This is a genomic window from Erwinia sp. AK-PDG3-5 (genome assembly GCF_056821705.1).
Genome location: NZ_CM165967.1, coordinates 4,525,168 through 4,552,164 on the forward strand (window position 1 = coordinate 4,525,168; position 26,997 = coordinate 4,552,164).

Here is a 26,997-nt window from a genome sequence, read left to right on the forward strand (position 1 = left end):
TATATACAGCTTGTGTTGCGCTGACGATGAACAAACCATCACCAGCGCGGGATAACCTTCTGTTTACCTTTCATGACAATCAGCTGGTTTTACGCCAGCCAACCAGCCAGCTAACCAGACCGGCGGCGATCATCGCCGCGGAAATCAGATCCCAATCTGGCCGTGTCAGCAAGATGGCCGTGCCGCTGAGCAACAAGGTTGCACCGACGCCGAACAGGTAACGGGACTTATGCTGTCTGATTCGCTCACCTTTTAAATCGTTGGTCAGCTTGTCGACGCTGTGTTGCAAATGCTTGTGCTGGCGCAGGCTGTCATAGAAGAGTTCCGGCAGTTCTGGCAATTTCTCAGCCCAGAAAGGCGCTTTCTCTTTCAGTGCCCTGACAATGGCCGGAATACCGATTTGATCTTTGATCCAGTCTTCCAGGAACGGTTTGGCTGTTTTCCACAGATCCAACTGCGGGTAAAGCTGCCGCCCAATGCCTTCAACATACAACAATGTTTTCTGCAGGAGAACCAGTTGTGGCTGAACTTCCATATTGAAGCGTCTGGCGGTGTTGAAAAGATTCAGCAACACGTGGCCAAAGGAGATCTCCGCCAGCGGCTTTTCAAAAATGGGTTCGCACACGGTGCGGATGGCAAATTCGAAATCTTCCACGTTGGTGTCCGGCGGAACCCAACCTGAATCGACGTGAAGCTCGGCCACCTTGCGGTAATCACGATTGAAGAAGGCGATGAAGTTTTCGGCGAGATAGCGCTTATCTTCTTTATTTAGCGAGCCGACAATCCCGCAGTCGATGGCGATATATTGCGGGTCTTCAGGATGATCGTAGCTGACAAAAATATTGCCCGGATGCATATCCGCATGGAAGAAGCTGTCGCGGAACACCTGAGTAAAGAACACCTGCACGCCGCGCTCTGCCAGCAACTTCATGTTCACGCCATGCTTCTCCAGCGTCACCACGTCGGAAATCGGAATACCGTAGATTCGCTCCATTACCAGCATGGTTTCGCTGCCGTAGTCGGAGAAAATTTCCGGGACGTACAGCATTTTGCTTTTATCGAAGTTACGGCGAAGCTGGATGGCGTTAGCCCCTTCGCGCAACAGGTTCAGCTCATCAATCAGCGTTTTTTCGTAATCTGCGACCACTTCCTGCGGACGCAAGCGGCGGCCGTCGGGTAACAGGCGTGGAACCCAGCGCGCCATGCGGTTGATCAGCTTCATATCGGCTCTGATCACCGGCAGGATGTCCGGGCGAATCACTTTGATCACCACTTTCTGGCCGTTTTCTTTCAGCGTTGCCGTATGCACCTGGGCAATCGACGCTGACGCCAGAGGTTTGATCATAAAATCATCAAAGCGGGATTCAACCGGGCAGCCAAGAGACAGTTCGATCTGCTGCTTAGCCAGCACGCCGTCAAACGGCGCCACGCGGTCCTGCAGCATCGCCAGCTGATCGGCAATCTGCGGCGGAAACAGGTCGCGTCGCGTCGACATCATCTGACCAAACTTGATCCATACCGGACCCAGTTGCTCCAGTGCCAGGCGAATACGGTCGCCAAGCGGCAGGTTTTTATGCTTGTTGGGCAGCCAGAAAAAGCATTTACGCCACATGCGGATCGGCAATGCCAGACGGGTTTTGGGGATCAGTTCATCCAGACCGTAGGTGAGGAAAACCCGGATAATCAAATAGAGTCGGCGCAATTCTCCTGGCGTCATTTGCCCTCCAGCGTTGCAAGGCGGCTTTCAAGCGCGGAAAGATCACGCGATAGCGCATCAACTTCTTCAGCAAACCAGGCCGCTTCTAATCCGCCGGGTGCCAGCCGCCACTCTTCGGTCAGCGCCTGACCGAGATAGGCCTGCTTGCGTTCAGCATCACCACGTAACAGCTGGAAACCGCGACGGGCAAACTGGCTGATACCCTGCGCCACCACGTCCCCGGTCCAGGGCGCGAGGTATTCAGCGGGGTCCAGTTCGGCGAGATCGATAAGCGCAGAAAAGTGCTGCACAACCTGCAGGTCGCCGTCGACTTCCAGCTCGCCACTGCGGATCACGCTGGTGAGCTGCTGGCGATCGCGCAGCTTGCGCAAGGTGGCAATCTGCGTTTTTACCGTGCAGTCGGGCGTGTCATTCCACTCGCCCAACACATCAACCTGGTGCTCGCTGAAGATAAAGATCAGCGGCTGCTTCAGTTCAGCCAGCACGATGGCCAGGCTTTTGCCATTCAGGCGCTGACGTGCTGCTTTCAGGCCGCGATCGCGATAGAGGATCTGGTTAAGTGCCGTTTCCAGGCCCGCGGTTAACAGCGGCGTTAAAGTCATTCGCTTTCCTGTTTAGAACTTGAACCCACGGTGCAGTGCAACGATGCCACCGGTGAGATTGTGATACGTGGTGTTTTCAAAGCCCACGTCTTCCATCATCTGCTTGAGAGTGTCCTGATCCGGATGCATACGGATGGATTCGGCCAGATAGCGATAACTCCCGGAATCCTTCGCCACCAGCTCGCCGATGCGCGGCAGAATATGGAAAGAGTAAGCGTCATAGGCTTTGCTTAACGGTTCCAGCACCGGCTTGGAGAACTCCAGCACCAGTAAACGGCCACCCGGCTTCAGTACGCGGAACATGGACGCCAGCGCTTTCTCTTTCTCGGTGACGTTACGCAAGCCAAAGGCGATGGTAATGCAGTCGAAATAGTTATCCGGGAAAGGCAGTGCTTCAGCATTGGCCTGCACGTAGTTAACGTTGCCGATGATGCCGTTGTTGCGTAATTTCTCACGGCCCACTTTCAGCATCGAGCTGTTGATATCAGCCAGCACCACTTCGCCCGTCTCGCCCACCAGGCGTGAGAACTTCGCGGTCAGATCGCCGGTGCCGCCCGCCAGATCCAGCACGCGCTGCCCACGGCGGACGCCGCTGCAATCGATAGTGAAACGCTTCCAGACGCGGTGGATGCCGAACGACATTAAATCGTTCATCAGGTCATATTTGGCCGCAACGGAATGGAAAACATCTGCCACCATTTCTTCCTTGTCGCTTTTCGCTACGGTACGGAAGCCGAAATGAGTGGTGTCCTTTGATTCATCTGCCATTTGTTTTGCCTGCTCTGCAATCAATTATCTGCCAAGTGTACCAGAGTCCAGCAGGTCAGGCACGCAGCCTGGCGGCTTATTCATTGACTCTTAATGCGCCGTTATCCTGCCCGGAATCGCCATCTGGCTGGGCTTCATCGTCCTCCAGCTCAGCGAAATTTTCGGCCGTTTCCGGCATGGCCTGTTCAACAAGCCGCGGATTTATCGGCCGTTTCACCTCGATACCCAGCTGACGAAAGCTTTCGGTCTGGGCGATCATATTGCCCCGCCCTTCCGACAGTTTTTTCATTGCCTGACGGTAACTGTCCTGCGCTTTGTCCAGACTTTGGCCCATTGAGGACATATCATCGACAAACAGGCGCATTTTATCGTAGAGCTTCGCGGCACGATCGGCGATGCGTTGGGCATGGCGGCTCTGATGCTCGTAGCGCCAGAGATTGTTAATCGTCCGCAACGCCACCAGCAGGGTGGTTGGACTGACTAACATGATGTTCAGGTTGAGCGCTTCGTTGATCAGCTCCGGCTGGCGATCGATCGCCAGTAAAAAGGCCGGTTCAACCGGGATAAACATCAACACATAATCCAGGGAGCGTAAACCGGGCAATTGTTGGTAATCTTTTCGGCTCAGCTGACGTAAATGCCCACGAATGGCGGCAATATGCTCGCTGATTGCCGCTTCGCGCTGCGCCTCATCGTCACCGTTGAAGTAACGTTCGTAGGCCACCAGCGTCATTTTGGCATCGATAACCACATCTTTGCCCTGCGGCAGACGCACGATCACATCCGGCTGCATCCGTCCGTTCTGTTCTAACTGAATGGTGACCTGGGTTTCATACTCATGGCCTTCCCGCAGCCCGGAGGCTTCAAGCACGCGGCTCAAGACCACTTCACCCCAGTTACCCTGAGTCTTATTGTCGCCTTTTAGCGCTTTGGTCAGGTTGATCGCTTCCTGCGCCATTTGCGCGTTCAGCTGCTGCAGGTTGCGGATTTCATGCGAGAGAGTGTGACGTTCACGGGCTTCCTGGCCAAAGCCGTCCTGAACCTGGCGACGGAAGCCTTCCAGCTGTTCACGCAGGGGCGAAATCAGGCTGTTGAGGCTTTGCTTGTTTTGCTCATCGACGCGGCGTCCACTGTTTTCGAAAATCCGGTTGGCCAGGTTTTCAAATTGCGCGTTTAGCCGCTGCTCGCTGTTGACCAGCAGGCGCTGTTTCTCTTCAGCAGCCATGCGGGTTTCTTCAAGACGGATGGTGACTTCGCGCAGTTCGGCTTCCTGAGAACTGTTGATTTCCAGCTGGTTGCGTAATTCCCGCGTCAGCTGTTCAGTTTCATTGCGCCAGTGATCGAGGTGGTGAAGCTTTTCCTGGGCCGCAGACAGCGTCCCGTGTAGCTGGCGCAACTCAAGCTCATTCTGCCGTTGCGCCTGCTGACAGGTTTCGACCTGCTGCTGCAGCCGTTCACGCTCTTCGCGCAGCTGTTCAGCTGACTGCAGCAGCAATTGCCGTTCGGTTTCCTGCCGGGCTGAGACCTGCTGCCCGCGAAACCAGGCGATTGTCCAGCCTGCCAGCACACCGGCCAGCGCCAGACAAACGCCATAACTGATTGTTGCATCCACCTTTATTCTCCCGCATGGACTTATCTACGGGAAAAGGTAGAGGCCTACTGTATGAATGTCCAGATAAAAAGCGTCAGATTAGACGGCGCGCCGCATCTACCACAATACGTACCGCATCACTCTCGGTTCTTTTCATCGTTTCCGCATCAGGAATTTCCTGCTGAGTGCGGTTAACGATTACCCCAGCAACCATACCTGCACGTAGTCCCTGGCTGGCACACATGGTTAACAGCGTTGCCGACTCCATCTCATAGTTCAGCACGCCCATATCCTGCCATTCCTTCATCGAATTCTGGAAACGGCTGACGACGCGGCCGGAATAGGTGTCGTAACGCTCCTGGCCAGGATAGAAGGTATCGGAAGATGCGGTGATACCGATGTGGGTGGTTGCCCCTGCCGCTTTCGCCGCGTCAACCAGCGCCGTGGTGCAGGTAAAGTCAGCAACCGCCGGGAATTCCAGCGGGGCGAAGTGCAGGCTGGCGCCATCAAGACGCACTGAACCGGTGGTGACCAGCACATCGCCGACGTTAATCTCTGGCTGAATAGCGCCCGTGGTGCCGACGCGCAGGAAGGTGCGCACGCCCAATTGAGCCAGTTCTTCCACTGCAATAGACGTTGAAGGACCGCCGATGCCGGTGGAACAGACGATCACCGCCTTGCCATCCAGCTCTGCACGCCAGCTGGTAAATTCACGGTGTGAGGCCAGATGGACCGGGTTTTCCATCAATGCCGCAATTTTTTTCACCCGCTCAGGATCGCCCGGCACAATCGCCAAGGTCGCGCCCTGCAAATCCGCTTTTGTTAAACCCAAATGAAAAACGTCTGAGTGTGCCATTTCAAACTCCTGTAACGGGAAAGGGGGATAAGGATCAGGCGGTCACAATAATGCAAAGCTGCCGAAAATTATGTGAATCGCATCACTTCGTCCAATGAAAGTTACATTAAATCAACAACAAGAAGTGACATACATCACATTTAAACACTCTTGGCTTTCGGATTGCCACAACTTGCCCTCCCGGTCAGGTAATGGCAGTGTTAATGATGGGTAGTGAGCAACCCCCTGACCCAAACGTAATCCTGGCTATAGTTAGCTGATTGCGCTAATGCATGCATGGAGAGGACAATGAAAACCGACGAGAATACGACTCAAAAAATGAGCAATAATGGGTTCACTCCTGCGGTATCGCCTACCGCATCGACCACGATTATTACTGACAGTGACGCCATCCAGTCAGGTGAAACATCCATTCCTACTCAGGGCGAGAACATGCCCGCTTTTCACGCCAAACCGCGTCATGTTAGCGGCCCACTGCCGGTGATTCTGGTGGTTCAGGAGATTTTTGGCGTGCATGAACACATTCGCGATATCTGCCGTCGCCTGGCTGCCGAAGGCTATCTGGCGGTTGCGCCAGAGCTTTACTTCCGCCAGGGCGATCCTGCTGAATACGACGATATCCCGACGCTGTTTAAAGAATTAGTCAGCACCGTTCCGGATAATCAGGTGTTGGCCGATTTGGATCACGTTGCCAACTGGGCCTCCCGTCACGGCGGCGATATGCGCAATATGGGCATCACCGGCTTCTGCTGGGGCGGACGCATTACCTGGCTGTATGCCGCACACAATCCACAGCTGAAAGCCGCCGTGGCCTGGTATGGCAAAATGGTCGGTGAGAAGACGCTAAAGCAGCAGAAGCAGCCGGTTGATATCGCGGTGGATTTAACTGCGCCGGTGTTAGGCCTTTATGGCGGCAAAGACGACAGCATTCCGCAGGAGAGCGTGGAGACCATGCGCCAGGCGCTGCGTGCAGCGAACGCCAAATCGGAAATTATTGTTTATCCGGATGCAGGCCATGCGTTTAATGCCGATTACCGCCCAAGCTATCATGAAGAGTCGGCCAAAGATGGCTGGCAGCGCATGCTCGCCTGGTTCCGGCAGAATGGCGTGAAGTAATAACAAAAAGGGGCGCCAGGCGCCCCACATCACTTCCTTTTAAGCAGAAATCAGGCCGGTTTTTTGGTCTTGCGCAGGTTCTGGGCGGCTTGCACCATGTTCGCTAACGCCTGACGCGTTTCTGTCCAGCCGCGCGTTTTCAGACCACAATCCGGATTCACCCACAGACGCTCTGTCGGGATGCGCTTCGCCGCCTTCAGCAACAGTTCTTCCATCCATTCCACGCCTGGCACGTTTGGCGAATGAATGTCGTACACGCCAGGGCCGATCTCATTCGGGTAATCAAACTCTTCAAACGACTCCAGCAGTTCCATATCCGACCGTGAGGTTTCGATGGTGATCACATCCGCATCCAGCGCCGCAATTGAACCCATGATGTCGTTGAACTCGCAGTAACACATATGGGTATGGATCTGCGTATCATCCTTCGCCACGGCGGCGTTCAGGCGGAAGGCATCGACTGCCCATGCCAGGTAGGCCGCCCAATCGGACTGACGAAGCGGCAGACCTTCACGCAGGGCAGGCTCATCAATCTGAATGATCCCGATGCCGGCTTTTTCCAGGTCCTCCACCTCATCGCGCAGCGCCAGGGCAATCTGCTTAGCGATGGTTTCACGGCTCACGTCTTCACGCGGAAATGACCAGCAAAGGATGGTAACCGGCCCGGTCAGCATGCCTTTTACCGGTTTCTCCGTCAGGGACTGGGCGTATTTAGCCCACTCAACGGTGATCGCCGCCGGGCGGCTGACGTCGCCAATAATGACCGGTGGCTTGACGCAGCGTGAACCGTAGCTCTGCACCCAGCCATTTTGCGTGAAGGCAAAACCGTCGAGGTTCTCGCCAAAATACTCAACCATGTCGTTACGTTCGGCTTCGCCGTGCACCAGCACGTCCAGACCCAGACGTTCCTGCTCCGCAATGGCCTGTTTGATATGTTCGGCAATGCCGGTACGGTAGTGATTACTGTCCAGGCGGCCCTGTTTGAAGTCCAGGCGCAGGCCACGGATTTCGGTAGTTTGTGGGAACGAACCAATGGTGGTGGTGGGCCAGGCCGGCAGGTTAAAGCGCTTGCGCTGCGCGTCAGCACGTACGCTATAGCCATGATCGCGCTGGCTGTCTTTCGTGGTGATCGCCGCAAGACGTTTGCTGACTGCCGCATTATGCACCCGACCCGAATCACGACGGGCACGGATCGGCGCGCTCCAGGCTTCCAGTGACTGCGGGTTGTTGTTGTTCAGCGCGTTGCTCAGCAGTGACAGCTCAGCACACTTTTGCAGGGCGAAGGCGAACCAGCTTTTCACTTCGTCGTCCAGGCGGGTTTCGGTACTCAGGTCGATAGGGCTGTGCAGCAGCGAACAGGACGAACCGATCCACAGCTGTTTGCGCTGGGAAACCAGCGGTTGCAGGCGTTCGAACCAGCTGCTCAAGTCGGCTCGCCAGACGTTACGGCCATTGATAACGCCAACAGAGAGCAGCCAGTCGGCCGGGACTTTCGCGTTCAGCTCAGCGATATCGTCTTTCCCATGCACCAAATCAACATGCAGCCCCTGCACCGGCAGCGCACGGAGGGTATTGATGTTGGTGCCTGCGCTGTCAAAATAGGTGGTCAGCAGCAGTTTGGTGTTGCCCTGCAAGGCATCGTAAGCCGGTTTGAAGGCGTTCAGCCATTCCTGCGGCAGTTCCAGCACCAGCGCGGGTTCATCAATCTGTACCCATTCAATTCCGCGGGTAGCCAGCTCGCCCAGCACCTGCTGGTAGACCGGCAGAATATCTTTCAGCAGGCTCAGTCGGTCAAACTGTTCGCCTTTCACTTTACCCAACCACAGATAGGTTACCGGGCCAAGCAGCACCGGTTTAACGTTGTGGCCAAGAGCCAGCGCTTCATCGACTTCTTCCAGAATTTGTGTCCAGCTCAGTTTGAACTGCTGGCCCCGGGTGAACTCCGGCACCATGTAGTGGTAGTTGGTGTTGAACCACTTGGTCATTTCGGCAGCGGCAGCGGGCTCACCCGTGGGTGCCCGGCCACGACCAAGACGGAACAACGTATCCAGATCGACAGAGCCGTCTTTATTTTGGTGGCGGGCCGGCACGTTGCCCAACATCAGGCTGGTGGTCAGAACGTGATCGTACCAGGCGAAGTCACCCACCGGCACCCGATCAACGCCCGCCTGCTTCTGCTGCTGCCAGTGGCGGGCACGCAGTTCGCGGCCTACGGCCAGTAAATCTTCCTGAGTGCTGTTACCCGCCCAGTAGCTTTCCAGCGTTTTTTTCAGTTCGCGACGCAGACCGACGCGAGGGAATCCAAGTGTGTGGTTCAGAATGGTCATCAGTTCTTTCCTCAGTTGTTGCCCGCTGTCCTTGCAGATGCAATCAGGCTTTTAGACGTCCAGATGTTTACACATCTATAATCCGCAGGTACTGTAGTCACCACAAGCGCAAATTGTTCACTGTCGATGTGAAGGACTCTCATGATCGAACTCAAACACCTGCGGACGCTGCAGGCGCTGCGGACAACTGGTTCGCTGGCGGCCGCGGCGGCCCAGCTTCACCAAACGCAGTCGGCGTTATCTCATCAGTTCAGCGACCTGGAACAGCGTCTGGGCTTTCGGTTATTCGTGCGTAAAAGCCAGCCGCTGCGCTTTACGCCACAGGGCGAAATCCTGCTGCAGCTGGCGGAACAGGTGTTGCCGCAGATCCAGCAGGCGCTTCAGGCCTGTCACGAGCCTCATCAGACCACGTTGCGCATCGCCATTGAATGCCATAGCTGTATCCAGTGGCTGACGCCGGCGTTAAGTAATTTCCGCCAGAGCTGGCCTCAGGTGGTGATGGATTTCAAATCCGGCGTCACCTTCGACCCTCAGCCTGCCTTGCAGCAGGGCGAGCTGGATATCGTGCTGACCTCCGATATTCTGCCGCGCAGTGGCCTGTTCTATTCGCCGATGTTTGATTTTGAAGTGAGGTTAGTGCTGGCCCAGGATCACCCGCTGGCGAAAGTGGACCATATCTCGCCGGAAGATTTGGCGAATGAAGTGCTGATGATTTATCCGGTGCAGCGTCAGCGTCTGGATATCTGGCGACACTTCCTGCAACCGGCTGGCGTCAGCCCGGCGCTGAAAAGCGTCGATAACACCCTGCTGCTGATCCAGATGGTGTCGGCCGGAATGGGGATTGCGGCATTACCGCATTGGGTGGTGGAAAGCTTTGAACATCAGGGACTGGTGGTGACCAAAACGCTGGGTGATGGCCTGTGGAGTCGACTGTATGCCGCCGTGCGCGATGGTGAACAGCGTCAGCCGGTGACCGAAGCCTTTATCCGTTCTGCCCGCCAGCATGCCTGCGATCATCTGCCGCTGGTCAGAGACGCTTCTCAGCCCGGTGCCGCACTGCCCTCTCCGCTGACCCACTCCTGATTTACCTGCCAGCCTGAATCGCTGGTGGGTTTTCCTGTATCAACGGCCATTTGTCACTATAATGCGCACAACAGCCTTTGATCCCTGATGAGATTTTTATGACTAATAACGACGTTCTGCGCAGCGTGCGCTTCATGCTTAACCTGAGCGATGCGCAGGTTGTGGCAATTTTGGCGCTGGCAGAAACAGAAGTCACCGAAGCCGAAATTAACAGCTTCCTGAAGAAAGACGATGAAGACGGTTTCCGTGAATGCCCGGATGTGATTATGGGCTACTTCCTGAATGGCCTGATTTTCCAGCGCCGCGGCAAGAGTGAAGATGCACCAGAGCCGTCCATCGAGCGCAAGATGACCAATAACATCATGATGAAGAAGCTGCGCGTGGCGTTCGATCTGAAAACTACCGACATTCTCGACATTCTGAAGATGGCGGATTTTGCGGTGGGACAGTCTGAGATTGGGGCGATTTTCCGCAAGCCTGGCCACAAAAACTACCGCGAATGCGGTGATCAGATCCTGCGTAACTTCCTGAAAGGACTGACCATGAAAATCCGTCCTGCGGTTGTGCCAAAAGCCAAGTAAGACACAACGGGCAGCATCAGTCTGCCCGTTTTTCCTGCCCGTTATCCCTGCACGTTCCCCATGCTATCGGCCTTTCACTATCCAGTGTCGGTGCACCAGCAATGAAGCAAAAATCACCGCAGCACCAATAATAAAGCTCGGCCAGTGTGGCTGCTGCTGCCAGATCGCCAGGTTCACCAGCAGTCCGGCGGGCACATGCATATTGTTCATGATCCCCAACGTGCCGGCATCAACCTGCGTCGCACCGTAGTTCCACATAAAGTAACCCAGCCCAGACGCCACCACACCCAGCCAGATCAAAATGCCCCACTGCAGCGAAGTCGTCGGTAATTTTTGCGGATTCCCCCACATAAACCACGCCACAACGGCAATCATCGCCGCGCCCAGATAGAACCAGGAGAACGCGGTGTGCTGCGGCACCGGCCGGATTTCCTGCAGGCGCTTATACCCGACCATGCCAATGGCAAAGATGAGGTTCGCCAGCTGCACCAGCATCAGGCCGAACCAGAAATGATCGCTGACTTTGTCGTAGCGGATGATAGCCGCGCCACCCACCGCCAGCATCGCGCTAAGGGCATAGCCCCAGCGCACGCCGCGGCCGGTCAGCAAATCATAAACCAGCGTCACGTACAGCGGCGTCATCACCGTAAACAGCAGGAATTCCTGCACGCTAAGGTAGAGATAGGCCTGGAAACTGATCAGATACATGATACCGAGCTGCAATGCGCCCACCGCCATATACATCAGGATGGTCGAGGCCCGATAGCCACGCCAGCGCAAAAACGGCAGGAATACTACCGCCGCCAGCACAAGGCGCACTAACACCGAAAATACGCTATCGACCTGGCCCGCCAGGTATTCGCCAATCAGGCTAAAAGAAAATGCCCACAAAATTGTGGTGACAATCAGTAACGTCACAATGGAAGACTCTGCTGCGAAAAGTGCGCCCAGTGTAACGAAATGGCCGAAGTTGCAGGAAAGTATTTAGTTTACATCTGGCGGCTTTTCATCCTTTCACGCTGTCATAAAAATGTAACATTTATGTAAACCTTCACAGTCTCACCAGCAGAAAACCCCTATCCTGTGCGCGAAATGGAACATCCCTACGCCTTTTGACGGACGGATCGATGATGTGAGGCGTCCGTGGAGGTTAAAACAACAAAAACGCCGCCATTGGAGGCTTATATGTTAAGTATTTTCAAACCGGCAGCTCATCAGCCGCGCGTTGAAGCCAGCCAGCGAGATCCGCTCTACCGCAAACTACGCTTGCAAATCTTCCTGGGTATATTCTTCGGTTACGCCGCCTACTATCTGGTGCGTAAAAACTTCGCGCTGGCCATGCCATACCTGATTGAACAGGGATTCTCACGAGGCGATCTCGGCTTCGCGTTATCCGGTATTTCTATCGCTTACGGTTTTTCCAAATTCATTATGGGATCGGTCTCTGACCGCTCTAATCCCCGCTATTTCCTGCCAGCCGGTTTGATCCTGGCCGCTGCGGTGATGCTGTTTATGGGCTTTGTGCCCTGGGCAACGTCCAGCATCATGGTGATGTTTGTCCTGCTGTTTCTCTGCGGCTGGTTCCAGGGCATGGGCTGGCCACCGTGCGGGCGCACCATGGTTCACTGGTGGTCACAGAAAGAGCGTGGCGGCATTGTGTCGGTGTGGAACTGTGCGCATAACGTGGGCGGTGGCATTCCACCGTTACTGTTCCTGCTGGGCATGGCGTGGTTTAACGACTGGAAAGCAGCGCTTTATATGCCGGCGTTCGGTGCGATTCTGGTGGCCTTTTTTGCCTTTGCGCTGATGCGTGACACGCCACAATCCTGTGGTTTGCCGCCGATTGAAGAGTACAAGAACGACTATCCGGTGGATTACGATGAGAAGCATGAAGAGGAGCTCACCGCTAAGCAGATCTTTATGCAGTACGTTCTGCCGAACAAACTGCTGTGGTACATCGCGCTGGCGAACGTGTTCGTGTATCTGCTGCGTTACGGCATCCTCGACTGGTCACCGACCTACCTGAAAGAGGTTAAGCACTTCGCCCTGGATAAATCCTCCTGGGCGTATTTCTTCTACGAATACGCCGGGATCCCAGGGACGTTGCTGTGCGGCTGGATGTCAGACAAAGTCTTTAAGGGCAATCGCGGGGCGACCGGGGTGTTCTTTATGGTGCTGGTGACCATTGCCACGGTGATTTACTGGATGAATCCCGCAGGCAATCCGGGGATCGATATGGCCTGTATGACGGTCATCGGCTTCCTGATTTATGGCCCGGTGATGCTGATTGGCCTGCATGCCCTGGAACTGGCACCGAAAAAGGCGGCTGGGACGGCGGCAGGCTTCACCGGTTTGTTTGGCTATCTCGGCGGTTCGGTCGCGGCAAGCGCGATTGTCGGTTATACCGTGGATTACTTTGGCTGGGACGGCGGCTTTATCATCATGATTGGCGGCTGCGTGCTGGCGGTGATCTTCCTGCTGCTGACCATGCTCAGTGAAAACAAACATAAACAGCAGCTGAAGTCGGCAAAATAGCGTGAGACCGCCCCGGATGCGGGGCGGTTATTGCGGCTTAGACGTTGTACATCTTGCGCAAATAATGCGGCACCGCGTTATCGGCGTTGCTGCCAATCACTTCCAGTTCCGGCAGGAAATCCTTCAGGCGCTGGTGAGAGTTGCTCATGATGCAGCCTTTGCCCGCCATGCTCAGCATCTCTTTATCATTCATGCCGTCACCAAAGGAAATGCAGTCCTTCAGGCTGTAACCCAGCGATTGCGAGACGGCATCCAGCGCGTGGCCTTTAGAGACGCCACCCGCCATCACTTCCAGACAGGTCGGCAGCGAGAAACTGACGTTAACCCGATCGCCCCAGCGTGCGATCAGCGCTTCTTCCAGCGGGATCAGCAGTTCGGGCTTACCACAGGTAAAGAACACCTTGCTGATGCCATCGGTTGGCAGCGAACCCGGCTGATAGATCTGATAGTTGAAGTCTGACTCACGGAAAAAATCCATCTCTTCAGGGCGATTGCGGTTCAGGAACCACTCTTCATCGCGATAGACGTTGGTGAAGATGTCCTGATGGTCGTGGTGCATCGCAAACAACTCACTGGCAATGTCTTCATCCAGGTTATGGCTGAACACCAACTCGCCCGCGGTATTGTGCACGCGAGCGCCGTTGGAGGTGATCATGAACGCATCAATCCCAAGGCTGTCGCGCATCTGAGCGACATCGATATAGTGACGGCCGGTGGCGAAAATAAAGTTCACCCCTTTGCGGGTCAGCAGCGGCAGCGTTTCACGGGCAAAGGAGGAGAGACGGTGATCCGGAGACAACAAAGTGCCATCAAGATCGGAAGCAACGATAGGGTACATAAAACCTCTGGTTTGTCTGTTATCGGGCACGCTTTCTTGCCCGCTAATGAGAGTCATATCTGAGTCGTGCACAATTAGGGATGTCTGGAAAAAAACGCGACGATCGCATCCAGCGCTTCGGCACGCATGCTGTCTTTTTCAAACAAGATCTCATGACGCGCGCCGTCGATAACAAACGGTTTTCCCCCTTCACAGGGTTGCCCCGCCGTGGTCATGGCCTGACAGAATAAATCCTGGGCCCGGTTATCCACCACCTTGTCCGCACCGGCCTGCAGCAGCAGCAGCGGCGTGGTAATTTCTTTCGCTTTCTCTAAAATGCTTTGTCCGGCCAGTACGCCTTCTCGCACCCAATGGTAGGTTGGACCCCCTACCCGCAGGCCGGGGTCGTCAGCGTAAAAGCGCAGGTTGCGCCGATAACGTTCACGGCTGTGGGTCAGCGCATTGATACCAAACGGGCGTGCGCGCCATTTTCCGGTGCCCATCGCATAACCATCACGGAATGCCGGACGTTTCTCTGCCCAGTTCAGGATCTGGTTTGCCATCCACACGGGCATCGGCAGATAGATACCGAACATTGGCGACGCCAGCACCACCGCATCGAACGCTTTCGGCTGTCTGGCCAGCATCAGCGTCAGGATCGCGCCACCCATCGAGTGAGCAAGCGCATAACGATGACGGTAATTGCGGCTGGCAATTTCCTTTTGGTACAGCGTTTCCAGATCGTCGACATAGTGGTCGAAGGCTTCCACGTGCCCACGGTGCGAATCCTGCAGCAACCGGCCCGATCGGCCCTGCCCACGGTGGTCGATAATCACCACATCATAGCCGCAGTGGAACAGATCGTAGGCCAGCTCAGGGTATTTCACGTAGCTTTCGATGCGCCCCGGGCAGAGCAGAATAACGTTATCGTGTTTTGCAGCGCTGAAGCGGACGTAGCGGATCGCCACGTCTTCCACGCCGGTAAATTCACCCTCTTCCCGGCGCTTCCAGAAATCCAGCAGCGGGCCTGTAGCAAAAGCGGCAAACGCCTTTTCACGCGTTGGCCAGCCGTTTTTTCGACCTGTCATCGGCTTCAGCCCTCACTCCCTTCATCCGCTGCGAAAGACCTGACGTCATCCCGTAGCGCAACCGCAAACAATGACGTATTGTGTCACACTTTTATGCTATCAGGGAGCGTTACCCATGACCATCGAGTGGTGGCTGGCTTATCTTCTTACAACCAGCATCTTAAGTCTTTCCCCGGGTTCGGGTGCCATTAATACCATGAGCACCGGCATCAGCCATGGCTATCGTGGCGCGGTTGCCTCTATTTCTGGCCTGCAGTTCGGTCTGTCGCTGCACATTGTGCTGGTCGGCATTGGGCTGGGCGCGCTGTTCTCCCAATCGGTGTTGGCGTTTGAAATTCTGAAGTGGGCAGGTGCGGCCTATCTGGTCTGGCTGGGCATCCAGCAGTGGCGCTCTGGCGGCGGTATCGATCTGCAAGCCGTGGCGAAAGCCATGCCACGTCGCAAGCTGTTTAAGCGGGCAGTGCTGGTTAACCTGACCAATCCGAAGAGCATTGTTTTTCTGGCGGCGCTGTTCCCGCAGTTCATCATTCCGCATCAGCCGCAGGCGATTCAGTATCTGGTGCTGGGCGTAACGACCGTGGTGGTCGATATCATTGTGATGATTGGCTATGCCACATTAGCAACGCGCATCGCGGGCTGGATCAAAGGGCCAAAGCAGATGAAGTTGCTGAACAGAACCTTTGGCGGGATGTTTATGGCGGTGGGTGCGTTGCTGGCCTCTGCCCGACGCATTGCCTAATGTGCGAAGTGAAAAGGCCGGGCAGTTAGCCCGGCCTCTGATTGCCTTACTCTTCGTCGCCGTCGACGTGATCTCTAATCATCACCATAAACGGTTTACCAAATCGCTCCAGCTTCTTCTGCCCTACCCCGTTGACGCCCAGCATCTCTGATGCGGTGATCGGCATCTGCTCGGCCATTTCAATCAGCGAGGCATCGTTGAACACCACATACGGCGGGACGTTGTTTTCGTCGGCAATCGCTTTGCGTAATTTTCGCAGCTTGGCGAACAGCTTGCGATCGTAATTGCCGCCGTAAGATTTCTGGCTGCTGCTGCGGGTTTTGACCGTTACCAGCCTTGGCACCGCCAGCATCAGTGAGGCTTCGCCCCTGAGGACCGGCCGGGCCGCTTCCGTAAGCTGTAAGGCAGAGTGCATCGCAATGTTTTGCGTCACCAGCCCGAGATGGATCAGCTGACGCAGCACGCTCACCCAGTGTTCATGGCTCTGATCTTTACCAATGCCGTAAATCGGCAATTTGTCGTGCTGCATATCGCGGATACGCTGATTGTTCGCGCCTCTCAGCACTTCAACAATGTAGCCCATACCGAAACGCTGCCCAACGCGATAAATACCGGATAACGCTTTCTGCGCTTCCACCAGGCCATCATACCGGCGTGGCGGATCGAGGCAGATATCGCAGTTGTCGCAAGGCTGTTGACGACCTTCGCCAAAGTAATTTAGTAGCACCAGTCGACGGCAGGTCTGCGCTTCCGCAAAGGCACCCATGGCATTCAGCTTATGTCGCTCAATGTCCTGCAACGGACCAGGCGCTTTTTCATCAAGGCAGCGGCGCAGCCAGGCCATATCGGCCGGATCGTAGAGCATCAGCGCTTCGGCAGGCAGGCCATCGCGCCCGGCGCGTCCGGTTTCCTGATAATAGGACTCGATGTTGCGTGGGATATCAAAGTGCACCACAAAGCGTACGTTGGGCTTGTTGATGCCCATGCCGAACGCCACCGTGGCGACAACGATTTGCAGGTCATCGCGTTGGAATGCTTCCTGAACCTGCGCGCGATGGGCATTGTCCATCCCGGCGTGATAGGCGCCGACGCTCAGCCCACGGCTTTGCAACCTGGCAGCGGTGTCTTCCACCTTCGCCCGACTGTTACAGTAAATGATGCCGCACTTGCCCCGTTGATCCTGCACGTAGCGGAGCAACTGCTCGGTGGGTTTGAATTTTTCGACCAGCGTGTAGCGGATATTCGGGCGGTCGAAGCTGCTGATTTGGATCAGCGGATCGTCCAGCTGAAGCAGACGCGCAATATCATTGCGGGTGGTTTCATCCGCCGTGGCCGTCAGGGCCATCACCGGCACATCAGGCAGGCGCTGGCGCAGCTGGCCCAGGGCGCCATATTCAGGACGGAAATCATGGCCCCACTGGGAAATACAGTGCGCTTCATCGACCGCCAGCATGGCTGGATTCCAGTGCAGCAGATTGTCGAGGAAGTTATCCATCATCAGGCGTTCAGGCGCAATATACAGCAGCCGCACTTTACCCGTACGGCAACCGGCCATCACATCCTGCTGCTCTTCACGGGTCTGGGTGGAGTTGAGGCAAGCGGCCGAAACGCCGTTAGCCAGCAGCTGATCCACCTGATCTTTCATCAGCGAGATCAGCGGAGAGACCACCAGCGTCAGGCCTTCTCTTACCAGCGCAGGGATTTGATAGCAGAGCGACTTACCGCCGCCGGTCGGCATAATGACCAGGCAGTCACGCCCGTTCAGTGAGGCCTGAATGATCGATTGTTGTCCTGGGCGAAAGTGCTGGTAGCCGAAGGTCTCTTGCAGTACCTGTTCCGCCAGCGCTTCCTGATTGATAACTGCCGTTGACACGTCTTCCCCAAATCTGATGAGGGGTGAGCGGCGTCAGCCACTCACCCAAAAACATTAAAACAGGTCGTTCAACATCACGCCCACACCCACGCGCGTCTGGCGGTGATTGTAGTCAATCAGTGATTCACCATAGCCGCTGAACACCTGAGTGTAGAAGCGAACGTGATTGGTCATCGGGTAGCTCCAGCCCATTTCCGCGCCGCCATAACCGCTGTTCCAGTTATAGTTGCTCTTCACGCTGAAAATGCTCTCGCCCCACTGATAGCCAACGGTCAGGCGATAATACCCCATGTACTTAGTGATATCCGGGTTATCATCATTATTTTCATTTTCTGGAAGGCGGTACCAGGGTTTAGCTTCGACCATCCAGTTGCCGTTTTGCGCCATCAAACGCGCATAGACACGGTTCCAGCTTCGCGACGTCGGTTCTGAGCGTCCGTTGGACTGGTGGTTCAGACCGGTTTCGATATCTCGCAGCGTCCAGCCGGCAAAGGTGTAATCCGTTGCCCATCCCACGAAGATCTGTGGCTGGTAGTCAGTTTCACGAAACGGTGAAGACGCACCGCGGTTTGAAAGCTGCCACCAGTTGCTTTGCGTATAAGACGCGGCCAGCACTGAGTTATCACCCAAAATGCCACGCCACAGCGGAAACGCCAGGCTAAGCTGGAATTTCACTTCGTCATGCTTGGCTTTATTGCCCCAGTTATAGGTCTGGATCGCATCTTTATTGATGTTGCTGGTGTCGGTATACAGAACATAGTTACTTTCGTATGGGAACAGAACGAAAGGGTTGTCATGCTTTTCCAACAGGTTAGCAATGATACTGCCAGGCACGGCAGGCTTGTCATGGACCTCAGTGACCGTGGCCTCTTGTGCCAGAACTAACGTGGGAAACAGGAAGGCTGCAACCAGCAATCCTCTCAGCATCGGCATAATGTTCTCCAGAGCGAATAAAGGGATAAGTGGATAAAAAGCACGCCATTCTACACAGAAAGCGAGTGTGGCATTAGCGCTGTTTTTGTAAAGTGGAAACCTGACCCGCCTGAGCCTAATATGGCCAGCTGCTTCCCATTAAAATGACATTGCCGCAAAGGAATTCTCATGATGTCTGCAGTCCCTCTGACTCAGGATGCCGCGCGCCGCCTGATCGGTGACATTTTTGTTTATCATATGCCATTTAATCAGGCGCTGGGCCTGCATTTAGACCGGCTGGAACCCGATTACGCCGAGCTGAGCTTCGCCAATCAGACCCAGCTGGTGGGCAATGTGGCGCAGAAGATTTTGCACGGTGGCGTGATCGCGTCAGTGCTGGACGTGGCGGCCGGTCTGGTCTGCGTCAGCAGCGCGCTGACGCGTCAGGAGAGTATTACCGAAGAGGAGCTGCGTCAGCGATTATCGCGTATGGGCACCATCGATCTGCGGGTCGATTATCTCCGTCCGGGTCGTGGAGAGCGGTTTATTGCCACCAGCAGCCTGTTGCGGGGCGGCAATAAGGTCTCGGTCGCGCGCGTTGAGCTGCATAACGACACGGGCCTGTATATTGCCAGCGCTACGGCCACCTACCTGACGGGCTAACGCGCTCAGCTTGCTATTATGCCTTACCCTACACCCCTACATTCGACCTGATGGAGCCTGTTTTCATGGATGCGCAACACACCCGCCAGGGGATCTTTTTTGCCCTCGGTGCCTATTTTATCTGGGGTATTGCCCCAGCCTATTTCAAACTTCTGCAACAGGTCGCGCCGGGCGAAATCATGACGCACCGGGTGATTTGGTCATTCTTCTTTATGCTGTTGCTGGTCAGTCTCAGTCGGAACTGGGCCAAAGTGAAGCTGATCCTGCAGCAGCCGAAAAAGGTGCTGATGCTGGCGGTCTCGGCCACGGTTATCTGTGCAAACTGGCTGATTTTTATCTGGGCGGTGAATAATCAGCATATCCTGGAGGCCAGCCTGGGGTACTTTATCAATCCGCTGCTGAACGTGGTGGTGGGCATGGTATTCCTGAAAGAACGCTTTCGTCGCCTGCAGTGGCTGGCGGTGGCGCTGGCCGCCTGTGGTGTGCTCATTCAGCTGTGGAAGTTTGGTTCGGTGCCGATCATTGCTATCGGTCTGGCGGTCACCTTTTCCGCCTATGGCCTGATCCGCAAAAAGATTGGTGTGGATGCCCAGACCGGCATGTTGGTCGAAACCAGCTGGCTGCTGCCGGTGGCGGCTATTTACCTGTTTGGCATTGCTGATTCCAGCACCAGCCACCTGAGCCAGAATCCACTGACGCTGAATCTGTTGCTGGTGGCCGCCGGGATCGTCACCACCATTCCGCTGATGCTGTTTACTGCTGCCTGCAGCAGGCTGCGCCTGTCGACCGTTGGTTTCTTCCAGTATCTGGGCCCGACGCTGATGTTCCTGCTGGCCGTGGTGTTTTATGGTGAGCAGATGACGCCTGATAAAGTGGTGACCTTCAGCTTTATCTGGGCCGCGTTGGCACTGTTTATTCTGGATGCGGTGTGGACGCTGAAGCGGAGCAGGCAGCCAGGTCTGGCCTGAGTATTGAGACAAAAAACCCCGCTTTCGCGGGGTTTTCGTTTTTTGTAGCCGGGGTTAAAGCCAGTTTTTACGTTTGAAGTAGGCGTAAGGTGCAAGCCCCGCCAGGATCATCAGCGTGATTGCGCCTGGGTAACCAAAGCTCCATTTCAGCTCGGGCATAAACTCGAAGTTCATCCCGTAGCTAGACGCCACCAGCGTTGGCGGCAGGAACACCACTGAGACCACCGAGAAGATCTTGATGATGCGGTTCTGTTCGATATTGATAAAGCCCATCGCCGCCTGCATCAGGAAGTTAACCTTCTGGAACAGCGATTCGTTATGCGGCAGCAGCGATTCGATATCTCGCAGGATTTCACGCGCCTGCTCCAGCTGATTGCCCGGCAAACGCGCCTTTCGCACCAGGAAGTTCAGCGCGCGCTGGGTATCCATCAGGCACAAACGCACCTTCCAGCCGATATCTTCCAGCTCGGCCAGCGTCGACAGCGCACCATCGAATTCATCGCCCTGCTGACCTTCCATAATCACGCGGCTGAGCTTTTCCAGATCGCTGTAGATGTTTTCGATCTCATCCGCCAGCTGTTCAATTTTGGTCTCGAACAGATCCAGCAACAGCTCGTAGGCATTCCCGTCGATCAGGATCTGGTTACGGGCACGCATCCTGTAGAGACGAAAAGCAGGCAGTTCGCGCTCGCGCAGCGTGTACAAACGCCCTTCACGAATGGTGAAGGCCACGGTGGAGTTACCGGCGTGGTCATCCGCATCTTCATAGAAGAAAAAGGAGTGGATATGCAGGCCGTCTTCATCTTCAAAGAAACGTGCTGAGGCTTCGATGTCTTCCAATTCAGGGCGGGTGGCCAGGCTCTGGCCCAGCTCGTTCTGGACACGGTCACGCTCATTTTCTTCCGGCTCGATCAGGTCGACCCAAACGGAGCTGGATAACTCGTCGTTCGGCTCTTCCAGCTCAAGGCGGGTTAAGCGGCTTTTATCCAGTTTAAATGCGCTCAGCATAGCTGTACTCCCAATTCACAGTATCAGAATGGGACAATACGCTTGTACACAGGAAACGAGAGCGTTTCGGTCAGCAACAGCATCTGACTCAGAGCGACGGAAATGCGAGGTCGCCAACAACCGCGAAGGCTATCAGCAGAAGAGGATAGCCTTAGGAGTTGTACCTGGATTGCAGGTCAATGAGCCAGTAGGTACTGGGTGTGTCCAAGGCGAATGTCCTCTTAGGGTAATGGTGCGCGCATGTTACGCTGTGCTGAAAATGGCGTCAACAACCGTACCAGCATAAATACGCAACAAATATTGACAAGTGTTAACCGGGCAGGAGAGGGGGACGGGGCGACGAAAATCTCACCCCGTAACCGGGATTAAACCGCTTCGAGCTTCGCGTAGGCAGCAACCAGCCATTTGATGCCCTGGCCCTGAAATGCCACCTGAAGACGGCTGTGTTCACCGCTGCCTTCCAGATTGACGATAGTGCCTTCGCCGAACTTGGCATGCCGCACCCGCTGGCCCAGCGCAAAGCCGCTGTCATTCTGTGCCAGCGGCGTGCCCATACGCTGATGGTTAACCGGCCGACTGACGCTGGCGCGCAGGCGAACTTCCTCGATACATTCCACCGGCAGCTCGCCGATAAAACGGGAAGGACGGTGATTCACCTCTTTGCCATACAGGCGGCGGGTTTCAGCGTAGGTCAGGGTGAGTTTTTGCATCGCTCGCGTTACGCCGACATACGCCAGGCGGCGTTCCTCTTCCAGCCGGCCGCCCTCTTCCAGCGACATCTGGCTGGGGAACATGCCCTCTTCCATCCCGACGATAAACACCTGAATAAATTCCAGACCTTTGGCGGCGTGCATGGTCATCAGTTGCACCGCATCCTGCCATTTGTCGGCCTGACCTTCGCCCGCTTCCAGCGCAGCATGTGACAGGAATGCCTGCAAGGGCATCAGGTCTTCATCTTCGTCCTGATAGCTGTACTGCCGGGTGGCGTTGACCAGCTCCTCAAGGTTTTCGATACGTGCCTGGCCCTTCTCGCCCTTCTCCTGGTCGTACATCAACCACAGGCCGGAATCTTTAATCACCCGGTCGGTCTGCACGTGAAGAGGCATTTCACTGGTTTCCTGCGCCAGCGAATCCACCAGTTCGGTGAAGCGCTGCAGAGCGGAAGCGGCGCGCCCCGCCAGCGCTTTTTCCTGCAACAGCGCGCGGGTACTCTGCCACAAGGTCAGCTGACGTTCGCGGGCGGTCTGACGCACAACGTCCAGCGTGCGATCGCCGATGCCGCGGGTTGGCGTGTTCACCACACGTTCAAATGCCGCATCGTCGTTGCGGTTGGAGATCATTCGCAGATACGCCAGCGCATCTTTGATTTCCTGACGCTCGAAGAAACGCTGACCGCCATAAATGCGGTAAGGCATGCTGGTTTGCAGTAAGGCTTCTTCCAGCACGCGCGACTGGGCGTTGCTGCGATACAGGATGGCGCAGTCTTTCAGCGCCCCGCCGTTTTCCATCCACACCTTAATGCGGTTGACCACAAAGCGGGCTTCATCCAGCTCGTTAAAGGCGCAGTAAATCGAAATCGGTTCGCCATCTTTGCCATCGGTCCACAGCTCTTTACCCAGACGGCCATTGTTATTGGCGATCAGCGTGTTAGCGGCTTTCAGGATGTTATTGGTCGAGCGATAGTTCTGCTCAAGACGAACCGTTTCGGCCCCTTTAAAGTCGGTCAGGAAACGCTGAATGTTTTCGACCTGCGCACCACGCCAGCCATAAATGGACTGATCGTCGTCGCCAACAATGATCACCTTGCCGGTGTCACCTGCCAGCATACGGATCCAGGCGTACTGAATGTTGTTGGTATCCTGGAACTCATCCACCAGCACGTTGGTAAAGCGCTCGCGATAGTGGTTGAGGATATGCGGTTTGTTGAGCCACAGCTCGTGAGCACGCAGCAGCAGTTCGGCAAAATCCACCAGCCCGGCGCGATCGCAGGCTTCCTGATAGGCCTGGTAAATGCGTAACCAGGTTTGCTCAACCGGATTGCCGTAACTTTCGATATGTTTCGGGCGCAGCCCTTCGTCTTTCTTGCCGTTGATGTACCACATCGCCTGACGCGCGGGCCACTGCTTGTCATCCAGATTCATCGCTTTGATCAGGCGCTTCAACAGCCTCAGCTGATCTTCACTGTCCAGAATCTGAAAATCCTGTGGCAGATTGGCGTCCAGGTGGTGCGCACGCAGCAAACGGTGCGCCAGGCCATGGAAAGTCCCAATCCACATCCCGCCCTGACTGGTGCCGATCAGCTGCTCTATGCGATGACGCATCTCTGCCGCCGCTTTGTTGGTGAAGGTCACCGCCATGATCGAATAAGGTGAGCAGTTTTCAACGGCCATCAGCCAGGCAATACGATGAACCAGCACGCGTGTCTTGCCGCTGCCAGCACCTGCCAGCACCAGCAAGTTGCTGCGCGGCGCGGCAACGGCGTCACGTTGTTTGTCATTCAAGCTGTCTAGCAGGTCAGAAACGTCCATAGGCACCGTCAGGAAAGGGGGAGCGCCACGCGCTCCACTGGATATTTAACCAGTCTATTATATCAGCGCAGTCAGCGATGCCAACTGCGAAATTTCCAGCGTGGGAAGCAGGCGGGAATCTGCGATATGCATCAGGTTGCCTTCGCGCAGATTGATCCAGCAGGCCTGCATACCGCAACGCACGGAACCCGCAACGTCAGTCGTCAGGTCATCGCCCACATGCAGTATGCTCTCCAGCGGCAGATTCAGCTTCTCAGCCGCCACGTGATACATATCGTCATACGGCTTGGCGCGGCCATCCGGACCGGCACGCAGGATAAACTGGAAGTACTTGTCCAGACCAAACAGATGCGGCTCGGCGTTACCGTTGGTGATCGCCACCAGCGGGATCTTTTTCGCCAGCGTGGTCAGCGTCTGATGGGTCTCTTCCGGCACGTCGATTTTGCTGCGCCAGTGCGCGAAGTGCGCCATCACTGCGCGTGAGCCTTCATCGGATTCGCGCGGCGTCAGGCCGGCATTCAGCATTGCCAGTTCCACCGCGCGGCGTCGCCATTCGCTAACATCGTGGTAAATGTCTGGCTCCTGCTCGCGCAGGGCGTCACGCAGCTGCTGATACTGCTCAACGCTGAAATGATTTAAGGCCGGATGGTAAGACTGCAGGAAAGCGTGCGACTCTTCAGTGGTACGCACGATCACCGGATAGTTGTCGTATAGCGTGTCATCCAGATCAAAGGTCATCGCGGCAATCGGTCGCAGCGGTCGGTAGAAGTGCATCAGGATTTTCCTCGTTTGGCACGGGGATGGGCGGCATCGTAAACCGACGCCAGGTGTTGGAAGTCGAGATGGGTATAAATCTGGGTGGTGCTGAGGTTGGCATGACCCAGTAACTCCTGCACCGCGCGCAAATCACCGCTGGACTCCAGCATATGGGTAGCAAAAGAGTGGCGCAATTTATGCGGGTGAATATGGCTGGAAACGCCCTGCTTCACGCCCCACTCAGCGAAGCGTTTTTGCACGTTGCGGGCGGACATGCGTTTACCGTATTTCGACAGGAAAACCGCCTGGTCTTCGGGTGCAAACAGTTCGCGCATTTCCAGCCAGTGTTCCATCCATTGCACGGCGGTACGGCCAATCGGCAAGCGTCGCTCCTTGCTGCCTTTACCCACCACCCAGACTTCGCCCGAAGCTAAGTCCAGATGGCCGGTATCGATGCCCACCAGCTCTGACAGACGCAATCCGGCACCGTACATAATTTCGAGCATGGCGCGGTCGCGCACCGCCAGCGGATCGTTCAGATCGATATCCAGCAGCTGGCTGACTTCATCCACATCGATATTCTTCGGCAGATGGCGCGGCGCGCGCGGCGTGGCCACGCCTTTTGCCGGATTGGCTTTCAGCACGCCCTGGCTGATTTGCCAGTCGAGGAAGCTGCGAAGTGCGGACAGACGTAAGGCCAGGCTGGCCGGTTTCAGGCCGCCGCGACGGCTGCGGGCCGCCAGCGAACGCACCTGCGCCGCATCCAGCTTGTCCCAGGCCGTTAGCTTCATCTCGGTGAGCAAAGCAAGGCAGGCGGCAAGCTGGCGTTGGTAATTGATTTGAGTCAGCGGACTGAGCTGGCGCTCGACCTTCAGGTAGCGCAGGAATCCCTCTACGGCGGGTTGTAGAGGCGAGTCACTGCTCATGCGCGTTCGACCCAGCGCGTCAGCAGGTCAGGTAGCATCAGAGAGAGGTGCTGTAACAGCACGGTTCCCATGCCTGACTGATAATGCTGCGTATCACGGCTGCTGAAAACCAGCACGCCCAGATCGCCCTGTTCGCCCATCAGCGACATCGCCACCGAGCCAATTGCTTTGGCCTGAGGCAGTAACAACAGCAGCTCAGGGCCATTCAGGCTGCCCAGATAATGCTGCTGTTTACCCAGTCGCTGGATGCGGACGGATTCAAAGGCGTGGCGGGAAAGCGCGAGCTGAGTGAAATCAGAAGGGGCGCCAATCCGCCATTTCTCGCTGAACAGACGGACGTTTGCGCCTGCCAGCCCCAGCTCTCTGGCCCAGCGATGCAGGCGATTAAGCATATCGTGCAGGCTGTCTGCGGCGGCAAGGCGGGCCTGCAGGGATAACAGGCGGTCAAACAGCTGCTGATTCGCGCTGGCTTGCTCCATCAGCAGGGTGATCTCTTCTTCTAACTGGGTGATATGGTTGCGCTGGCGAGCCAGCTGCCACTCCACCAACGAGACCGTGCCGCGCACCGGATGGGGCACCAGCATCTGCTCAACCTGACGGGCATTACGGATAAAGAAGTCCGGATTTTGCAGCAGGAACTCGCTGACCGCTCGATCGTCCAGCAGCAATTCGCTGGTCGCCTGTTGTTCTCCGACATTTTTCATAAATGAATAAATCCGTCATAAACGTGAGTGGCTGGACCGGTCATATACAGCGGATGTCCCGGGCCTTTCCAGGCAATGTTTAAGCTGCCGCCAGGCAGATCGACGCGTACTTTTTCAGCCAGCAGCGCCTGCTGAATGCCAACGGCAACCGCCGCACAGGCTCCGCTACCGCAGGCCTGGGTTTCACCCGCGCCACGCTCATACACGCGCAGGCGGATGTGTTCACGGCTGACCACTTCCATAAAGCCGACGTTAACGCGCTCAGGGAAGCGATCGTGACTTTCCAGCACCGGGCCCAGGCTTTCGACCGCGGCGGTTTTCACGCTGTCCACTTGCAGCACGCAGTGAGGATTACCCATCGACACCACGCCACACATGATGGTCTGCTCGGCAACGCGCATCAGGTAGAGGTTCTCGGCTTTATTGGCGCGGAACGGCACCTGTTGCGGATCGAAGTTGGGCTCACCCATGTTGACGCAAACCATCTCATCCTGCGTGACGCTAAGCACCATACGACCGGTTTGCGTGCTGACGCGAATATCATTCTTGTTGGTCAGCCCTTTCAACCGCACGAAGCGGGCAAAACAGCGCGCGCCATTGCCGCACTGGGCAACTTCGCTGCCATCAGCGTTGAAAATACGGTAATGGAAATCGAGATCGGGATCGTACGGTGGCTCGACGATCAGCAGCTGATCGAAACCGATCCCCAGATGACGATCCGCCAGACGCCGGATCAATTCTGGAGAAAAATAGACGTTTTGCGTCACGGCATCGACCACCATAAAGTCATTGCCCAGACCGTGCATTTTGGAGAACTGCATTTTTGGCTCCAACGAGTG

25 protein-coding genes are annotated in these 26,997 nt (G+C 55.9%); 7 read left to right on the plus strand and 18 right to left on the minus strand.

Translation table 11 applies throughout. From position 1 onward, the window contains the following. Window positions 1–79: 79 nt before the first annotated feature. The 5 genes from ubiB to udp form a co-directional block, all read right to left on the minus strand. On the minus strand, window positions 80–1,717 hold the full coding sequence (gene ubiB, locus AC1UKS_RS21130; protein ID WP_265908460.1) for a ubiquinone biosynthesis regulatory protein kinase UbiB: 1,638 nt from the start codon (window positions 1,715–1,717) through the stop codon (window positions 80–82). Further along, a complete protein-coding gene (gene ubiJ, locus AC1UKS_RS21135) occupies window positions 1,714–2,319 on the minus strand; it encodes a ubiquinone biosynthesis protein UbiJ (RefSeq protein WP_013200272.1) in 606 nt (201 codons plus the stop codon). Before ubiJ ends, ubiB begins: the two co-directional genes overlap by 4 nt. 12 nt (window positions 2,320–2,331) lie before the next feature. Continuing rightward, window positions 2,332–3,087 (minus strand): bifunctional demethylmenaquinone methyltransferase/2-methoxy-6-polyprenyl-1,4-benzoquinol methylase UbiE, encoded by a 756-nt coding sequence (ubiE, locus tag AC1UKS_RS21140; RefSeq protein ID WP_013200271.1) that lies wholly within the window; start codon window positions 3,085–3,087, stop codon window positions 2,332–2,334. 76 nt (window positions 3,088–3,163) lie between these two features. Then, window positions 3,164–4,699 (minus strand): DNA recombination protein RmuC, encoded by a 1,536-nt coding sequence (gene rmuC, locus AC1UKS_RS21145; protein WP_482435134.1) that lies wholly within the window; start codon window positions 4,697–4,699, stop codon window positions 3,164–3,166. Window positions 4,700–4,772: 73 nt separating this feature from the next. Next, window positions 4,773–5,534 (minus strand): uridine phosphorylase, encoded by a 762-nt coding sequence (gene udp, locus AC1UKS_RS21150; RefSeq protein ID WP_053142076.1) that lies wholly within the window; start codon window positions 5,532–5,534, stop codon window positions 4,773–4,775. A 288-nt stretch (window positions 5,535–5,822) separates the two neighbouring features. Between udp and AC1UKS_RS21155 the strand changes: the two genes are divergently transcribed. After that, window positions 5,823–6,650, plus strand: a complete 828-nt coding sequence (locus AC1UKS_RS21155; RefSeq protein WP_053142074.1) for a dienelactone hydrolase family protein — start codon at window positions 5,823–5,825, stop codon at window positions 6,648–6,650. A 50-nt stretch (window positions 6,651–6,700) separates the two neighbouring features. Here AC1UKS_RS21155 and metE read toward each other — a convergent pair whose 3' ends face one another. Beyond that, window positions 6,701–8,977 (minus strand): 5-methyltetrahydropteroyltriglutamate--homocysteine S-methyltransferase, encoded by a 2,277-nt coding sequence (gene metE / locus AC1UKS_RS21160; RefSeq protein WP_482435135.1) that lies wholly within the window; start codon window positions 8,975–8,977, stop codon window positions 6,701–6,703. Window positions 8,978–9,118: 141 nt separating this feature from the next. Here metE and metR point away from each other — a divergent pair, with 141 nt between their 5' ends. Together metR and AC1UKS_RS21170 are read left to right on the plus strand one after the other, a co-directional pair. After that, window positions 9,119–10,060: an HTH-type transcriptional regulator MetR gene (gene metR / locus AC1UKS_RS21165; RefSeq protein ID WP_013200266.1), complete on the plus strand. Its 942-nt coding sequence runs from the start codon at window positions 9,119–9,121 to the stop codon at window positions 10,058–10,060. Window positions 10,061–10,158: 98 nt separating this feature from the next. Beyond that, on the plus strand, window positions 10,159–10,641 hold the full coding sequence (locus AC1UKS_RS21170; RefSeq protein WP_013200265.1) for a YehS family protein: 483 nt from the start codon (window positions 10,159–10,161) through the stop codon (window positions 10,639–10,641). A gap of 63 nt (window positions 10,642–10,704) precedes the next feature. Here the strand turns inward: AC1UKS_RS21170 and AC1UKS_RS21175 are convergent, their stop codons facing one another. Then, window positions 10,705–11,559, minus strand: coding sequence for a carboxylate/amino acid/amine transporter (locus AC1UKS_RS21175; RefSeq protein ID WP_013200264.1), 855 nt, complete (start codon window positions 11,557–11,559; stop codon window positions 10,705–10,707). Between the two features lie 267 nt (window positions 11,560–11,826). Here AC1UKS_RS21175 and glpT point away from each other — a divergent pair, with 267 nt between their 5' ends. Then, window positions 11,827–13,176 (plus strand): glycerol-3-phosphate transporter, encoded by a 1,350-nt coding sequence (glpT, locus tag AC1UKS_RS21180; protein ID WP_482435136.1) that lies wholly within the window; start codon window positions 11,827–11,829, stop codon window positions 13,174–13,176. A gap of 37 nt (window positions 13,177–13,213) precedes the next feature. Here the strand turns inward: glpT and yigL are convergent, their stop codons facing one another. Both yigL and pldB read right to left on the minus strand, forming a co-directional pair. Continuing rightward, on the minus strand, window positions 13,214–14,014 hold the full coding sequence (gene yigL, locus AC1UKS_RS21185; RefSeq protein ID WP_053142069.1) for a sugar/pyridoxal phosphate phosphatase YigL: 801 nt from the start codon (window positions 14,012–14,014) through the stop codon (window positions 13,214–13,216). Between the two features lie 74 nt (window positions 14,015–14,088). Then, window positions 14,089–15,081 carry a lysophospholipase L2 gene (pldB, locus tag AC1UKS_RS21190; RefSeq protein ID WP_265908452.1) on the minus strand — a complete coding sequence of 331 codons (993 nt, stop codon included), beginning with the start codon at window positions 15,079–15,081 and terminating at the stop codon, window positions 14,089–14,091. Between the two features lie 115 nt (window positions 15,082–15,196). Between pldB and rhtB the strand changes: the two genes are divergently transcribed. Beyond that, window positions 15,197–15,820, plus strand: coding sequence for a homoserine/homoserine lactone efflux protein (gene rhtB / locus AC1UKS_RS21195; RefSeq protein WP_482435137.1), 624 nt, complete (start codon window positions 15,197–15,199; stop codon window positions 15,818–15,820). A 46-nt stretch (window positions 15,821–15,866) separates the two neighbouring features. On the opposite strand, the gene recQ is transcribed toward rhtB, so the two are convergent. After that, window positions 15,867–17,693 (minus strand): ATP-dependent DNA helicase RecQ, encoded by a 1,827-nt coding sequence (recQ, locus tag AC1UKS_RS21200; protein WP_482435138.1) that lies wholly within the window; start codon window positions 17,691–17,693, stop codon window positions 15,867–15,869. 54 nt (window positions 17,694–17,747) lie between these two features. Next, window positions 17,748–18,626, minus strand: a complete 879-nt coding sequence (gene pldA, locus AC1UKS_RS21205; protein WP_041691856.1) for a phospholipase A — start codon at window positions 18,624–18,626, stop codon at window positions 17,748–17,750. Window positions 18,627–18,797: 171 nt separating this feature from the next. Here pldA and AC1UKS_RS21210 point away from each other — a divergent pair, with 171 nt between their 5' ends. Together AC1UKS_RS21210 and rarD are read left to right on the plus strand one after the other, a co-directional pair. Then, complete coding sequence (locus tag AC1UKS_RS21210; protein ID WP_041692183.1) at window positions 18,798–19,268, plus strand: thioesterase family protein; 471 nt, start codon at window positions 18,798–18,800, stop codon at window positions 19,266–19,268. 65 nt (window positions 19,269–19,333) lie between these two features. Further along, window positions 19,334–20,236 (plus strand): EamA family transporter RarD, encoded by a 903-nt coding sequence (rarD, locus tag AC1UKS_RS21215; RefSeq protein WP_106382070.1) that lies wholly within the window; start codon window positions 19,334–19,336, stop codon window positions 20,234–20,236. Between the two features lie 54 nt (window positions 20,237–20,290). Here rarD and corA read toward each other — a convergent pair whose 3' ends face one another. The 7 genes from corA to dapF all read right to left on the minus strand — a co-directional run bounded on the left by corA (window position 20,291) and on the right by dapF (window position 26,979). Then, the gene (gene corA / locus AC1UKS_RS21220) at window positions 20,291–21,244 is read right to left on the minus strand and encodes a magnesium/cobalt transporter CorA (RefSeq protein ID WP_106382071.1); all 954 of its coding nucleotides are present in this window, start codon (window positions 21,242–21,244) and stop codon (window positions 20,291–20,293) included. A gap of 151 nt (window positions 21,245–21,395) precedes the next feature. After that, on the minus strand, window positions 21,396–21,452 hold the full coding sequence (gene ysgD, locus AC1UKS_RS21225) for a YsgD/CorL family protein (RefSeq protein WP_371732180.1): 57 nt from the start codon (window positions 21,450–21,452) through the stop codon (window positions 21,396–21,398). A gap of 157 nt (window positions 21,453–21,609) precedes the next feature. Next, the gene (gene uvrD / locus AC1UKS_RS21230) at window positions 21,610–23,772 is read right to left on the minus strand and encodes a DNA helicase II (protein ID WP_013200254.1); all 2,163 of its coding nucleotides are present in this window, start codon (window positions 23,770–23,772) and stop codon (window positions 21,610–21,612) included. Window positions 23,773–23,829: 57 nt separating this feature from the next. Continuing rightward, entirely contained in the window at window positions 23,830–24,546 is a 717-nt protein-coding gene (yigB, locus tag AC1UKS_RS21235) for a 5-amino-6-(5-phospho-D-ribitylamino)uracil phosphatase YigB (protein ID WP_482435139.1), read from the minus strand. Beyond that, a complete protein-coding gene (gene xerC, locus AC1UKS_RS21240) occupies window positions 24,546–25,454 on the minus strand; it encodes a tyrosine recombinase XerC (protein ID WP_053142063.1) in 909 nt (302 codons plus the stop codon). The genes yigB and xerC overlap by 1 nt, the downstream gene beginning before the upstream one ends. After that, window positions 25,451–26,158, minus strand: a complete 708-nt coding sequence (locus AC1UKS_RS21245) for a DUF484 domain-containing protein (RefSeq protein ID WP_265908446.1) — start codon at window positions 26,156–26,158, stop codon at window positions 25,451–25,453. Before AC1UKS_RS21245 ends, xerC begins: the two co-directional genes overlap by 4 nt. Further along, window positions 26,155–26,979, minus strand: coding sequence for a diaminopimelate epimerase (gene dapF / locus AC1UKS_RS21250; protein ID WP_482435140.1), 825 nt, complete (start codon window positions 26,977–26,979; stop codon window positions 26,155–26,157). The genes AC1UKS_RS21245 and dapF overlap by 4 nt, the downstream gene beginning before the upstream one ends. Between the last annotated feature and the right edge of the window lie 18 nt (window positions 26,980–26,997).

What these genes read in the sequence shown, in the direction of transcription:
- ubiB (WP_265908460.1), bottom strand. Translation starts at nt 1,717, where the DNA reads ATGACGCCAGGAGAATTGCGCCGACTCTATTTGATTATCCGGGTTTTC.
- ubiJ (WP_013200272.1), bottom strand. Translation starts at nt 2,319, where the DNA reads ATGACTTTAACGCCGCTGTTAACCGCGGGCCTGGAAACGGCACTTAAC.
- ubiE (WP_013200271.1), bottom strand. Translation starts at nt 3,087, where the DNA reads ATGGCAGATGAATCAAAGGACACCACTCATTTCGGCTTCCGTACCGTA.
- udp (WP_053142076.1), bottom strand. Translation starts at nt 5,534, where the DNA reads ATGGCACACTCAGACGTTTTTCATTTGGGTTTAACAAAAGCGGATTTG.
- AC1UKS_RS21155 (WP_053142074.1), top strand. Translation starts at nt 5,823, where the DNA reads ATGAAAACCGACGAGAATACGACTCAAAAAATGAGCAATAATGGGTTC.
- metE (WP_482435135.1), bottom strand. Translation starts at nt 8,977, where the DNA reads ATGACCATTCTGAACCACACACTTGGATTCCCTCGCGTCGGTCTGCGT.
- metR (WP_013200266.1), top strand. Translation starts at nt 9,119, where the DNA reads ATGATCGAACTCAAACACCTGCGGACGCTGCAGGCGCTGCGGACAACT.
- AC1UKS_RS21170 (WP_013200265.1), top strand. Translation starts at nt 10,159, where the DNA reads ATGACTAATAACGACGTTCTGCGCAGCGTGCGCTTCATGCTTAACCTG.
- glpT (WP_482435136.1), top strand. Translation starts at nt 11,827, where the DNA reads ATGTTAAGTATTTTCAAACCGGCAGCTCATCAGCCGCGCGTTGAAGCC.
- yigL (WP_053142069.1), bottom strand. Translation starts at nt 14,014, where the DNA reads ATGTACCCTATCGTTGCTTCCGATCTTGATGGCACTTTGTTGTCTCCG.
- pldB (WP_265908452.1), bottom strand. Translation starts at nt 15,081, where the DNA reads ATGACAGGTCGAAAAAACGGCTGGCCAACGCGTGAAAAGGCGTTTGCC.
- rhtB (WP_482435137.1), top strand. Translation starts at nt 15,197, where the DNA reads ATGACCATCGAGTGGTGGCTGGCTTATCTTCTTACAACCAGCATCTTA.
- pldA (WP_041691856.1), bottom strand. Translation starts at nt 18,626, where the DNA reads ATGCCGATGCTGAGAGGATTGCTGGTTGCAGCCTTCCTGTTTCCCACG.
- AC1UKS_RS21210 (WP_041692183.1), top strand. Translation starts at nt 18,798, where the DNA reads ATGTCTGCAGTCCCTCTGACTCAGGATGCCGCGCGCCGCCTGATCGGT.
- rarD (WP_106382070.1), top strand. Translation starts at nt 19,334, where the DNA reads ATGGATGCGCAACACACCCGCCAGGGGATCTTTTTTGCCCTCGGTGCC.
- corA (WP_106382071.1), bottom strand. Translation starts at nt 21,244, where the DNA reads ATGCTGAGCGCATTTAAACTGGATAAAAGCCGCTTAACCCGCCTTGAG.
- uvrD (WP_013200254.1), bottom strand. Translation starts at nt 23,772, where the DNA reads ATGGACGTTTCTGACCTGCTAGACAGCTTGAATGACAAACAACGTGAC.
- yigB (WP_482435139.1), bottom strand. Translation starts at nt 24,546, where the DNA reads ATGCACTTCTACCGACCGCTGCGACCGATTGCCGCGATGACCTTTGAT.
- xerC (WP_053142063.1), bottom strand. Translation starts at nt 25,454, where the DNA reads ATGAGCAGTGACTCGCCTCTACAACCCGCCGTAGAGGGATTCCTGCGC.
- AC1UKS_RS21245 (WP_265908446.1), bottom strand. Translation starts at nt 26,158, where the DNA reads ATGAAAAATGTCGGAGAACAACAGGCGACCAGCGAATTGCTGCTGGAC.
- dapF (WP_482435140.1), bottom strand. Translation starts at nt 26,979, where the DNA reads ATGCAGTTCTCCAAAATGCACGGTCTGGGCAATGACTTTATGGTGGTC.